This is a genomic window from Blautia sp. ZXY-1-C6 (assembly GCF_056339875.1).
Genome location: NZ_JBWJVQ010000271.1, coordinates 1 through 10,749, shown reverse-complemented (window position 1 = coordinate 10,749; position 10,749 = coordinate 1). Strand labels below are relative to the sequence as shown.

The 10,749-nt window shown below is 44.5% G+C and carries 9 protein-coding genes and 2 tRNA genes; 9 read left to right on the top strand and 2 right to left on the bottom strand.

Annotation, left to right across the window (positions count from 1 at the left end; all coding sequences use genetic code 11):
* Positions 1-1,569: 1,569 nt before the first annotated feature.
* On the bottom strand, positions 1,570-4,161 hold the full coding sequence (locus AC075J_RS17345) for a transglycosylase domain-containing protein (RefSeq protein ID WP_476390551.1): 2,592 nt from the start codon (positions 4,159-4,161) through the stop codon (positions 1,570-1,572).
* A gap of 201 nt (positions 4,162-4,362) precedes the next feature.
* Here AC075J_RS17345 and AC075J_RS17340 point away from each other — a divergent pair, with 201 nt between their 5' ends.
* Positions 4,363-5,019, top strand: coding sequence for a YigZ family protein (locus AC075J_RS17340; protein WP_008705884.1), 657 nt, complete (start codon positions 4,363-4,365; stop codon positions 5,017-5,019).
* A 54-nt stretch (positions 5,020-5,073) separates the two neighbouring features.
* Here AC075J_RS17340 and AC075J_RS17335 read toward each other — a convergent pair whose 3' ends face one another.
* Positions 5,074-5,592 carry a peptidylprolyl isomerase gene (locus tag AC075J_RS17335; RefSeq protein WP_020993454.1) on the bottom strand — a complete coding sequence of 173 codons (519 nt, stop codon included), beginning with the start codon at positions 5,590-5,592 and terminating at the stop codon, positions 5,074-5,076.
* Positions 5,593-5,685: 93 nt separating this feature from the next.
* Here AC075J_RS17335 and tsaE point away from each other — a divergent pair, with 93 nt between their 5' ends.
* From tsaE to AC075J_RS17295, 8 genes are all read left to right on the top strand, one after another.
* Positions 5,686-6,120 carry a tRNA (adenosine(37)-N6)-threonylcarbamoyltransferase complex ATPase subunit type 1 TsaE gene (gene tsaE, locus AC075J_RS17330; RefSeq protein ID WP_476390550.1) on the top strand — a complete coding sequence of 145 codons (435 nt, stop codon included), beginning with the start codon at positions 5,686-5,688 and terminating at the stop codon, positions 6,118-6,120.
* A gap of 9 nt (positions 6,121-6,129) precedes the next feature.
* Entirely contained in the window at positions 6,130-6,858 is a 729-nt protein-coding gene (tsaB, locus tag AC075J_RS17325) for a tRNA (adenosine(37)-N6)-threonylcarbamoyltransferase complex dimerization subunit type 1 TsaB (RefSeq protein ID WP_476390549.1), read from the top strand.
* Positions 6,855-7,292 carry a ribosomal protein S18-alanine N-acetyltransferase gene (gene rimI, locus AC075J_RS17320; RefSeq protein ID WP_008705878.1) on the top strand — a complete coding sequence of 146 codons (438 nt, stop codon included), beginning with the start codon at positions 6,855-6,857 and terminating at the stop codon, positions 7,290-7,292. The genes tsaB and rimI overlap by 4 nt, the downstream gene beginning before the upstream one ends.
* Before the next feature lie 85 nt (positions 7,293-7,377).
* Positions 7,378-8,286 carry a ribonuclease Z gene (locus tag AC075J_RS17315; RefSeq protein ID WP_008705877.1) on the top strand — a complete coding sequence of 303 codons (909 nt, stop codon included), beginning with the start codon at positions 7,378-7,380 and terminating at the stop codon, positions 8,284-8,286.
* A gap of 73 nt (positions 8,287-8,359) precedes the next feature.
* Entirely contained in the window at positions 8,360-9,379 is a 1,020-nt protein-coding gene (tsaD, locus tag AC075J_RS17310) for a tRNA (adenosine(37)-N6)-threonylcarbamoyltransferase complex transferase subunit TsaD (RefSeq protein ID WP_008705876.1), read from the top strand.
* Between the two features lies 1 nt (position 9,380).
* A complete protein-coding gene (gene ispD, locus AC075J_RS17305) occupies positions 9,381-10,073 on the top strand; it encodes a 2-C-methyl-D-erythritol 4-phosphate cytidylyltransferase (RefSeq protein WP_118575310.1) in 693 nt (230 codons plus the stop codon).
* Between the two features lie 174 nt (positions 10,074-10,247).
* Positions 10,248-10,333, top strand: a tRNA-Ser gene (locus tag AC075J_RS17300).
* A gap of 161 nt (positions 10,334-10,494) precedes the next feature.
* Positions 10,495-10,584, top strand: a tRNA-Ser gene (locus tag AC075J_RS17295).
* Positions 10,585-10,749: the final 165 nt, after the last annotated feature.

Genomic DNA, 10,749 nt, shown 5'->3' with positions numbered 1-10,749 from the left:
TCTCTCTCTCTCTCTCTCTCTCTCTCTCTCTCTCTCTCTCTCTCTCTCTCTCTCTCTCTCTCTCTCTCTCTCTCTCTCTCTCTCTCTCTCTCTCTCTCTCTCTCTCTCTCTCTCTCTCTCTCTCTCTCTCTCTCTCTCTCTCTCTCTCTCTCTCTCTCTCTCTCTCTCTCTCTCTCTCTCTCTCTCTCTCTCTCTCTCTCTCTCTCTCTCTCTCTCTCTCTCTCTCTCTCTCTCTCTCTCTCTCTCTCTCTCTCTCTCTCTCTCTCTCTCTCTCTCTCTCTCTCTCTCTCTCTCTCTCTCTCTCTCTCTCTCTCTCTCTCTCTCTCTCTCTCTCTCTCTCTCTCTCTCTCTCTCTCTCTCTCTCTCTCTCTCTCTCTCTCTCTCTCTCTCTCTCTCTCTCTCTCTCTCTCTCTCTCTCTCTCTCTCTCTCTCTCTCTCTCTCTCTCTCTCTCTCTCTCTCTCTCTCTCTCTCTCTCTCTCTCTCTCTCTCTCTCTCTCTCTCTCTCTCTCTCTCTCTCTCTCTCTCTCTCTCTCTCTCTCTCTCTCTCTCTCTCTCTCTCTCTCTCTCTCTCTCTCTCTCTCTCTCTCTCTCTCTCTCTCTCTCTCTCTCTCTCTCTCTCTCTCTCTCTCTCTCTCTCTCTCTCTCTCTCTCTCTCTCTCTCTCTCTCTCTCTCTCTCTCTCTCTCTCTCTCTCTCTCTCTCTCTCTCTCTCTCTCTCTCTCTCTCTCTCTCTCTCTCTCTCTCTCTCTCTCTCTCTCTCTCTCTCTCTCTCTCTCTCTCTCTCTCTCTCTCTCTCTCTCTCTCTCTCTCTCTCTCTCTCTCTCTCTCTCTCTCTCTCTCTCTCTCTCTCTCTCTCTCTCTCTCTCTCTCTCTCTCTCTCTCTCTCTCTCTCTCTCTCTCTCTCTCTCTCTCTCTCTCTCTCTCTCTCTCTCTCTCTCTCTCTCTCTCTCTCTCTCTCTCTCTCTCTCTCTCTCTCTCTCTCTCTCTCTCTCTCTCTCTCTCTCTCTCTCTCTCTCTCTCTCTCTCTCTCTCTCTCTCTCTCTCTCTCTCTCTCTCTCTCTCTCTCTCTCTCTCTCTCTCTCTCTCTCTCTCTCTCTCTCTCTCTCTCTCTCTCTCTCTCTCTCTCTCTCTCTCTCTCTCTCTCTCTCTCTCTCTCTCTCTCTCTCTCTCTCTCTCTCTCTCTCTCTCTCTCTCTCTCTCTCTCTCTCTCTCTTCTCTCTCTCTCTCTCTCTCTCTCTCTCTCTCTCTCTCTCTCTCTCTCTCTCTCTCTCTCTCTCTCTCTCTCTCTCTCTCTCTCTCTCTCTCTCTCTCTCTCTCTCTCTCTCTCTCTCTCTCTCTCTCTCTCTCTCTCTCTCTCTCTCTCTCTCTCTCTCTCTCTCTCTCTCTCTCTCTCTCTCTCTCTCTCTCTCTCTCTCTCTCTCTCTCTCTCTCTCTCTCTCTCTCTCTCTCTCTCTCTCTCTCTCTCTCTCTCTCTCTCTCTCTCTCTCTCTCTCTCTCTCTCTCTCTCTCTCTCTCTCTCTCTCTCTCTCTCTCTCTCTCTCTCTCTCTCTCTGTACCGGTATTTTTGCATTAATAATAGTCGACCTGATAAGAGGAATCATCCTCGTTACCGTCACCGTTGTCATCGCTTCCGCCGGTATTATCAGTACCATCGTCACCGCTGTTACCGTTGTCATCAGTATTGTTACTGTCACCACTGTTGTCGGTATCTCCATTATCAGAGTTTTCGCTGTTATCAGTGTCAGTGGTGTTGTCAGTCTGATCAGAGGAATCTGTATCATAATTATAGTCATAATCATCACTGTCATAGAAATGCTGGTCACAGTATTCAGTAGGCATGGTACCTACGTCAAAGTATTCAGTGATCACCGGACAGCCGGCTCTTGGAAGAAGTCCGGTTTCCTCGCAGACACTTAACTTTTCTACACTTGCAGGCTTCTCGAATTCTTTGGAAGGAAGTCCCTCATGGATACGGGTCATAACTTTTTTCCATAAAGCTTTGTGGAAGTTACGCGCATAATCAGGTAATTTCTCATTGTTGTCATAACCGGACCATACTGCGCATGTATAATATGGTGTATAACCCACAAACCACAAGTCGTTATAGGCTTCGGTTGTACCTGTTTTTCCGGCAACAGGCATATTGTCAAGCTGGCAGGCTGTACCTGTACCCTGTTTTACAACATCCTCCATTGCACTGGTGAGAAGAAAAGCAGTACTTTCTTTGATTACGGAACGTTCGGCAGCAGTATTCTCGATCAGGACGTTTCCATTGTGATCCAGGATTTTTGTATAATAAATCGGTTTGATGTAGTTTCCACCGTTTGCGATGGCTGCATAGGATGCACACAGTTCAACATTTGTGACACCGCGGGTGATGCCGCCAAGCGCAGTGGCAAGGTTTGCATCGCTCCATACATTACCATTGGCATCTTTGTCAGCCTCTGTTCCATGAGCAAGGGTTGTAAAACCAAAGTTGTCCAGATATTTCAATCCAAGCTCAGGAGTTACTTTTTCCAGACACTTGACGGCTACAACGTTAATGGAATTCTGGATCGCAGTACGGATCGTGGTTGTTCCGTTGTAAGAACGGGTTGCGTTGTTTACAGGGGAACCATCCGGATATTCATAAGGTTCGTCTTCAAATGTTGTTGCAAGAGTCATGCCTTTTTCATTTAAAGCAGGTGCATAAGTGGACACGATCTTAAAGGTAGAACCAGGCTGTCTGGTAGTGTCCGTTGCCCGGTTCAGTGTAAGACTTGCCGTTTTCTCTCCACGACCACCGATCAGAGCTTTTACATAGCCGGTATGCTGGTCGATCACACTCATGGAAGACTGTGGCTGAGGTGCGAAATTGACACGCTCTGCAAGAACTTTACTTCCGTTGGCGAGTATGCTTGCCTTATATTTGTCTACATAAGTCTGTCCATCTTCCGGGGAATCGAACAGAAGATCGAAATCGGGATCCTCATTCTGAAAATAAAGCTGCAGCATTTCCTTACTGTAGTTTACCTGATTTCCATCAGGATCGGTAACCGTCAGGGCATAGTCAAGTTCATACTGGACAGTGTCCGGATAATTGGAAGGATCTGCATATTCCTCATCCAGGATATTCTGGATTTTGGAATCCTGTGTTGTATATACTTTAAGTCCGCCGCTGTAGAGAAGATTGGTTGCCTGTTTTTTGGTGTAACCTTTGATATTCATCAGGTCGTTGATGATCTGATCTGTCAGTTCATCTTCAAAATATGTGTAAACAGTATTATCAGTGCTGGAGTTCTTTTCCTGAGCGGCCTGGATACGGGAATAAATATCATCTGCAAGAGCTTCATCATACTGATCCTGAGTAATATAGTTCTGATCCAGCATATGCTGGAGAACTTCCTTGCGTCTCTTCCTGTTGCTGTCAGGATTGATGATCGGGTTAAATTTCGTCGGGTTCTGTGTGATGCCTGCCAGAGTTGCACATTCAGAAAGATTCAGATCCCATACATCCTTGTCAAAATACTGTCGTGCGGCAGCCTGTACACCGTAGGAACCGGCACCCAGGTTAATTGTGTTCAGGTAATTCTCAAGAATGGTGTCTTTATCAGTTTTTTTCTCAACCTGGACAGCAAGGTACTGTTCCTGGATTTTTCGCGTAAATCTTTCCAGCTGAGTAGATTCACTGGTCCAGTTGGTAAATACGTTATTCTTAAGAAGCTGCTGTGTGATCGTACTGGCACCTTCTGAGAAATCTCCGGTAGTGAGAGCTTTCATTCCGGCACGAAGAATACCTTTTACGTCAATACCGTTATGTTCATAGAAACGTTCATCCTCAATTGCGACAACTGCATGCTGCAGATCAACAGGTATCTGCTCGAGAGTGACAGGCAGTCGGTTGGAATCCGGAGCAGCCAGTTTACGGATCTGATTCCCTGCATCATCGTAGAGAAAGGTTGCATAGCCAAGTGGCATAATATCAATATCATCAACATCAGGAGCAGTATCAATTACACCCCTGAATGACCCCACACCCAGACAGGTTACTGCGATGCAGAGTGCTATCAGTGATACGAACAGGACTCTGATGAAAGAAACTCTGGCGCGCTTTCCCATCATGGAAGAACGGGAGATCAGTGCCGTCCGTTTCTTTGCAGTCGACTTTTTACCGTAGTTCATGTTAAACCTCCTTTATAATCCGTTCTATTATATCAAATAAGAATAAGTAAATAAAGCAGAAAAATAAAAATTCACAATTGCTTTTGGATCTTTTTAATGGTTATTGTGTTTTTTTACAGGATTAGTATACACTGTGCTGGCACATTTTTGTAATTCATGGTACACTGAGTCAATAAGAGAACGGAAAGAGGAGTATGAGAAATGCTTGAGAAATATAAGACAGTTTACGAGGGCGGGGAAGGCGAGATCGTGGAAAAGAAATCCAGATTTATTGCTACAGTGCGTCCTGTACAGACCGAAGAGGAGGCACTGGCCTTTATAGAGGAAATGAAGAAGAAATATTGGGATGCCAGACATAACTGCTATGTATATTCGGTGGGAAAGAACAGGGAATATACCAGATGCAGTGACGATGGTGAGCCGTCAGGCACTGCGGGAAGACCAATGCTGGATGTAATCCTGGGGGAAGATATTTATAATGTGGCAGCAGTAGTTACCAGATATTTTGGAGGGATACTTCTTGGAACAGGAGGTCTTGTCAGAGCATATTCCAGGAGTCTGCAGGAAGGTCTTGCCGCCAGCACAGTGATTGAGAAAACCTACGGAATTTCTATGGAAGTAGTTACGGATTATACCGGGATAGGCAAGATCCAGTATATTGCCGGAGAACAGAAATTACCGATCCTTGATTCTGAATACACTGACAGGGTAGTTCTGCATTTGTTGGTTCCGGCGGATCAGATTGCATTTGTAGAAAAAGCAATCACCGAGGGAACAAATGGAAGAGCGAAGATGAAGAAAGAGAAAGATCTTTACTATTCAGTGATTGACGGTGAAGTGAAAGTATTTACGGACTGATAAAATATGCCCCATGCAGCCTGAAAACTGCATGGGGCATAAACAGTCAGCGAATCAGCATTTCTCCGGTTCCGGATAATCAACACCGAAAGTTTCTACTGTCATGGATTTGATTTTCTGCTCGTCAAGCGGACGGTCGCTGTAATCGGTATCTTCTTCTGCAATACGGTTTACAACATCCATTCCTTCAGTGATCTTGCCGAATGCAGCATAAGCACCGTCAAGATGCGGAGCATCTTTGTGCATGATAAAGAACTGGCTTCCTGCTGAGTTTGGATGCATGGCGCGTGCCATGGAAAGAACACCTGCAGTATGTTTCAGATCATTTTTAAATCTGTTCTGAGTGAATTCACCCTTAATGCTGTATCCCGGACCGCCCATACCTGTTCCGTCCGGGCATCCTCCCTGGATCATGAAACCGTTGATCACACGATGGAAAATAAGTCCGTCATAGAAGCCTTTTTTTACAAGACTGATAAAGTTATTAACTGTATTCGGTGCAATCTCAGGATATAATTCTGCTTTCATCACATCGCCATTATCCATGGTAATTGTAACTATCGGATTTGCCATAGTTTCAAGTCTCCTTTTCAAAAAGTATTGTATTTCGCTGTTCGCTCTATTATAATATGCAAAGAACAATTCTGCAAGAAAAAGGTGGAAAAGATGATTATAGAGACAAAAACACCACAGGAAACATTTGAGGTGGGAAAGAAGATCGGAGAGAATGCGAAACCGGGTCAGATTTATACTCTGACAGGTGATCTTGGAGTTGGAAAAACCGTATTTACCCAGGGAGTTGCGGCAGGGCTTGGGATCACAGAGCCTATCTGCAGCCCGACATTCACGATCATTCAGGAATACGAAAGCGGACGTCTTCCTTTATTTCATTTTGATGTTTACCGTATCGGTGACATTGAGGAAATGGAAGAAATCGGATATGACGATTATTTCTTCGGACAGGGAATCTGTCTGATCGAATGGGCTGATCTGATTGAAGAAATCCTTCCGGAAAAGCTGATCAAAGTAACCATAGAGAAAGATCTGGAGAAAGGCTTTGATTATAGAAGGATTACAGTGATTGGTCCGGAGAACAGTTAGGAGGTAGAAATGAAAATTTTAGCTTTGGACAGCTCAGGAATTGTTGCATCTGTAGCAGTTGTGGAAGATGATACATTACTGGCTGAGTATACTGTAAATTATAAGAAAACACATTCTCAGACTTTGCTTCCGATGTTAGATGAGATTGTGAAGATGACGGAACTGGAACTGGAATCCGTAGATGCTATTGCAGTGGCAGCGGGACCGGGATCCTTTACAGGACTCCGTATCGGCTCGGCAACAGTCAAAGGCCTGGGACTTGCCCTGAAGAAACCATTGGTAGCAGTACCGACAGTAGATGCACTGGCATATAATCTTTATGATGCACAGGGATTGATCTGTCCGATCATGGATGCCAGAAGAAAGCAGGTATATACAGGGATTTACAGATTTGAAGAGCATCAGCTTATGACTTTGAAAGAACAGTGGGCAGCACCGATCGAGGAATTGCTGGAAGAACTGAATCAGAGAGGAGAGATGGTCACATTTTTGGGAGACGGTGTACCTGTATTTCGTGAACTGATCGCAGAGAAACTGCAGGTTCCGTATTCTTTTGCACCGGCTCATGTAAATAAACAGAGAGCAGCGGCAGTGGCAGCTCTTGGCAGTATTTATTATAAAGAAGGACGCACAGAGACTGCTATGGAACATATCCCGGAATATCTCCGCGTTTCCCAGGCAGAGCGTGAGCGTGCAGAGAGAGAAAAAGAGCAGAAACCGGCAGGTACAAAAATATGATCCTGCGGGAAATGCTTGTGGATGACCTGGATCAGGTAATGGAGATTGAGCAGGATCTTTTTCATGTGCCATGGACAAAAGAAGGTTTTTTTACTTTTCTGACCAGGGATGATGCCATGTTTCTGGTGGTGGAAGAGAAAGAAAAGATTCTGGGTTACTGCGGTCTTCTTATGGTTCTGGATGAGGGAGATATTACCAATGTGGCTGTGCGCAGGGACAGACAAAAAGAAGGAATTGGCGCTTTTCTGATGCAGAGCCTGATCCGCCTTGCAGCAGAGAGGGAGGTTACGACAATCCATCTGGAAGTACGTGTGGGAAATGAGACTGCAATTCGTCTCTATGAACGTATGGGATTTACCGGAGATGGAATACGTAAGGCATATTACAGTGATCCTGTGGAGGATGCGCTGCTTATGACCAGACATCCCGAATGAAAAAGAAATGAAAGCAGAAAAAATCAGCAGCCGGACCATACACCTTTTAAGGGAATTGCCGGAAGCTGGAAAATAGAGGGAATATATGTTAGATGTATGTTTAGTTGGAACCGGTGGAATGATGCCTCTGCCTCGCAGATGGTTGACTGCGCTTATGACAAGATATAACGGGAGCAGTCTGCTCATTGACTGTGGTGAAGGTACTCAGGTAGCAATTAAGGAGAAGGGATGGAGCTTTAAACCTATTGATGTGATTTGCTTTACTCATTATCATGGAGATCATATCAGTGGGCTTCCGGGACTTCTTCTTACTATGGGAAATGCAGACCGCACAGAACCATTGACTCTGGTAGGTCCCAAAGGTCTGGAGAGAGTGGTCAATGCACTTCGCGTCATTGCACCGGAGCTTCCGTTTGAAATTAAATTTATTGAGATTACACAGCCGGAGCAGGTCATTGAATTAAATGGCTATCGTATTACGGCTTTTAAAGTGAACCACAATGTACTCTGTTATGGCTATACCCTTGAGATTCTCCGCCAGGGAAAATTCTCGGCTGAGAGAGCGAAAGAGCAGGATATTCCACTGAAATACTGGAATCCGCTCCAGAAAGGGCAGACCATCGAAGCAGACGGTATTACCTATACACCGGAGATGGTACTTGGACCTGCGAGAAAAGGAATCAGGCTTACTTATACAACAGATACCAGACCAACAGAATCTATCCTGCGAAATGCAAAGGAATCGGATCTGTTTATCTGTGAAGGAATGTACGGAGAAGATGACAAAGCAGACAAAGCACGCGGATACAAGCATATGACTTTCCGTGAGGCGGCGGTTTTGGCCCGTGATGCCCGGGTAAAGGAGATGTGGCTGACACATTACAGTCCGTCTCTGGTCAGACCGGATGAGTTTATGGATAAAGTTCGTGAAATTTTTCCAAATGCATATCCGGGAAAAGACGGAAAGAGTCTGGAATTGAATTTTGAGGAATAATATGTCACTGAAACTGATTATGAACAAGTAGTAAAACGGATGACTTATCCGTCGGATATATGAGGAACAGAAAATGAAAGATACATTAATTCTTGCAATTGAGAGTTCCTGTGATGAGACTGCAGCTTCTGTTGTCAAAAACGGAAGAACTATTCTGTCAAATGTGATCTCTTCACAGATCGCTCTTCATACTTTATACGGTGGGGTAGTTCCGGAAATTGCTTCCCGTAAACATATTGAAAAGATTAACCAGGTAATTGAACAGGCACTGGCAGATGCAGATGTAACTCTTGATGATCTGGATGCAATTGGTGTCACTTATGGTCCGGGACTTGTAGGTGCACTTCTTGTGGGTGTTGCTGAGGCGAAGGCAATTGCTTATGCAAAGAAGCTTCCACTGGTAGGGGTCCACCATATTGAGGGCCATGTGTCAGCAAATTATATTGAACATCCGGATCTTGAACCTCCATTTTTATGTCTGATCGTGTCAGGAGGACATACACACCTTGTGATCGTTAAGGATTATGGAGAATTTGAAATCCTGGGACGTACCCGTGATGATGCTGCAGGCGAAGCTTTTGACAAAGTTGCAAGAGCTATCGGACTGGGATATCCGGGAGGACCAAAGGTAGACAAGCTCTCTAAAGAGGGAAATCCCAATGCAATTGAGTTTCCAAAAGCTAAAATTGGAGATTGTCCGTACGATTTCAGCTTCAGTGGTGTAAAATCAGCAGTGTTGAATTATATTAATCATGCGCAGATGACCGGAGAAGAGATAAACAGAGCAGATCTGGCAGCATCTTTCCAGAAAGCGGTAGTTGATGTGCTGGTGGAGCATACAATGCTTGCAGCCAAAGATTATGGGATGACTAAGATTGCAATTGCAGGCGGAGTGGCTTCGAATGGAACGTTAAGAGCGGCAATGGAAGAAGCATGTAAGAAAAATAATTACAGTTTTTATCGGCCGTCACCGATCTTCTGTACAGACAATGCAGCAATGATCGGAGTAGCTGCTTATTATGAATATATTAAAGGTACACGTCATGGCTGGGATCTGAATGCTGTGCCGAATCTTAAACTGGGAGAGCGTTGAGATGTCAGAAAGAAATACGGCCATTGTTCTGGCGGCAGGGCAGGGAAAAAGAATGCACAGTAAAGTACAGAAGCAGTTTCTGGAGATACAGGGATACCCGGTTCTGTATTATTCCCTGCGCTGTTTTCAGGAAAGTCCGCTGATTCAGGATATTATTCTTGTGACAGGAGAGGAATCTATCTCCTACTGTAAAGAAGAAATCGTGCAAAAATATGGATTTACAAAGGTATCGGCAGTAATCCCGGGAGGAAAAGAACGCTATGATTCTGTCTATGCAGGTCTTTGTGAATGCAGAGACTGTGAATATGTATTGATCCATGACGGTGCAAGACCTTTTGTGACAGAAGAAATTCTTAAACGTGGTCTGCAGAAAGTGAAGGAAACAGGTGCATGTGTGATTGGTATGCCTTCTAAAGATACAGTCAAACTTTCTGATGAAGAGGGATATGTAAAAGAAACTCCAAACAGAAAGTGTGTGTGGACAATTCAGACCCCGCAGATTTTTTTGTATTCACTGATACGTGAGGCTCATGACAGCATTCGTCAGAAAGATATGAGCAAAATTACAGATGATGCCATGGTAGTAGAGCAGGAGACAGGGGCAAAGGTTGCTCTGGCAGAGGGATCTTATCAGAATATTAAGATCACAACACCGGAGGATCTTGATATCGCGGAAGCATTTTTGAAACATTAAAGAATGTTTGGTGATTGAAAAATGCTGTATTTTAGCGGGCTTTATGGGAAATCTGGGAAGATAAAAATAAAAATTGAAAAAAATGTAAAAAAGTTGTTGACAGATGCGGGTATTGATGATAGAATATCACTTGCGTCGGCGGTGAGAACACAACGAACGCAGTCAACAACATATGGAGAGATATCGAAGTGGTCATAACGAGGCGGTCTTGAAAACCGTTTGTCCGCAAGGGCGCGTGGGTTCGAATCCCACTCTCTCCGCTTGCCAAGTCACTTAAAAAGTTTTGAAAAAAGTACTTGACAAACAAATGAAAAGTGCGATATAATGCACAAGGTTCTTTGGTGAAAACGAAGAGAACTAAATAAAGACACGAGAGTGTGAAGAAAGTCGTTTCTGTGAAACGACGAATCTAGGGCAATTTGGAGAAGTACCCAAGCTGGCCGAAGGGGCTCCCCTGGAAAGGGAGTAGGTCGTTAATAGCGGCGCGAGGGTTCAAATCCCTCCTTCTCCGTTCTTTCTTGAAAAAAAGAAAGTAAAAAAGTTCTTGACAAAGCGAAAGAGTTATGATAAACTCGAAAAGCTGTTGAAAAGAACAAATGTTGAAGAAGTTTGAAAAACTTATTAAAAAGTTCTTGACAAACAGAAGACAACATGTTAAAATAGCAAAGCTGTCGCA

Excerpts from the sequence above, each read along its gene's own strand:
- AC075J_RS17345 (WP_476390551.1), bottom strand. The coding sequence starts at position 4,161 with ATGAACTACGGTAAAAAGTCGACTGCAAAGAAACGGACGGCACTGATC.
- AC075J_RS17340 (WP_008705884.1), top strand. The coding sequence starts at position 4,363 with ATGCTTGAGAAATATAAGACAGTTTACGAGGGCGGGGAAGGCGAGATC.
- AC075J_RS17335 (WP_020993454.1), bottom strand. The coding sequence starts at position 5,592 with ATGGCAAATCCGATAGTTACAATTACCATGGATAATGGCGATGTGATG.
- tsaE (WP_476390550.1), top strand. The coding sequence starts at position 5,686 with ATGATTATAGAGACAAAAACACCACAGGAAACATTTGAGGTGGGAAAG.
- tsaB (WP_476390549.1), top strand. The coding sequence starts at position 6,130 with ATGAAAATTTTAGCTTTGGACAGCTCAGGAATTGTTGCATCTGTAGCA.
- rimI (WP_008705878.1), top strand. The coding sequence starts at position 6,855 with ATGATCCTGCGGGAAATGCTTGTGGATGACCTGGATCAGGTAATGGAG.
- AC075J_RS17315 (WP_008705877.1), top strand. The coding sequence starts at position 7,378 with ATGTTAGATGTATGTTTAGTTGGAACCGGTGGAATGATGCCTCTGCCT.
- tsaD (WP_008705876.1), top strand. The coding sequence starts at position 8,360 with ATGAAAGATACATTAATTCTTGCAATTGAGAGTTCCTGTGATGAGACT.
- ispD (WP_118575310.1), top strand. The coding sequence starts at position 9,381 with ATGTCAGAAAGAAATACGGCCATTGTTCTGGCGGCAGGGCAGGGAAAA.